Origin of the sequence: Vibrio sp. 10N.222.55.C6 (genome assembly GCF_041473395.1) — a bacterium.
Taxonomy (GTDB): Bacteria; Pseudomonadota; Gammaproteobacteria; order Enterobacterales; family Vibrionaceae; genus Vibrio; species Vibrio crassostreae_C.
Window position 1 is genome coordinate 1 of record NZ_JBFRSD010000269.1, and the last position, 284, is coordinate 284.

1 protein-coding gene is annotated in these 284 nt (G+C 43.3%); it reads right to left on the reverse strand.

Annotated features, from left to right (window positions below; genetic code table 11):
• Positions 1-38: 38 nt before the first annotated feature.
• Positions 39-284, reverse strand: a 246-nt coding sequence (locus AB4486_RS23600) for a deaminase (RefSeq protein WP_372118996.1), incomplete at its 5' end; no start/stop codon positions are given.

A 284-nucleotide genomic window follows, 5' to 3' on the forward strand; every position in this document is an offset into this window, starting at 1 on the left:
ACTCTCGGCTTTTTTGTTCTTGTTATCTATTTCTGAGATTAGTCTAGGTCAGCGAGTGGCAGCCAATCGACTTGCACGCCAGCTTGCTCAAACATATCTTGGCTAACTTTGATTTTATCACCCCAGCGAGAAAGGAAATCTTCACTTTGCTCTGGGCAATGTACTGCTGAAATTCCTGTTTGAATGATTTTTGCTGCACAGTTCGGACAAGGGAAGTGGGTTACCCATATTTCACAACTGTCCAAATCACGCTTAGCGAATAGAATCGCATTTTCTTCAGCGTG